We start from the raw sequence: 242 nt of genomic DNA, 5'->3' as shown, positions 1-242 counted from the left end.
CGGACTTCGTTGCTTTCCAGTTTAGCAATACGCTTACTCCCATCCGAGATAACACCTTCGTAATACTCACGCTGCTCGTTGAGTTTTGATTTTGCTGTTTCAAGCTCAACACGCAGTTTCCCTACTGTTAGCGCAATATCCTCGTTCTCCTGGTCGCGGCGTTTGATGTATTGCTGGTTTCTTTCCCGTTCATCCAGCAGTTCCAGCACAATCGATGGTGTTACCAATTCATGGAAAAGGTC

Annotated in this window: 1 protein-coding gene; it reads right to left on the bottom strand. The window is 46.7% G+C overall.

The window, feature by feature from the left end; all coding sequences use genetic code 11:
- Positions 1–242, bottom strand: a 242-nt coding sequence (locus SB765_RS33020; RefSeq protein ID WP_410932948.1) for an ead/Ea22-like family protein, incomplete at both ends; no start/stop codon positions are given.

The sequence above is a fragment of the Pseudomonas sp. SIMBA_067 genome, assembly GCF_046534675.1.
Taxonomy (GTDB): Bacteria; Pseudomonadota; Gammaproteobacteria; order Pseudomonadales; family Pseudomonadaceae; genus Aquipseudomonas; species Aquipseudomonas putida.
This window is presented reverse-complemented; position numbering and strand designations above follow the sequence as displayed.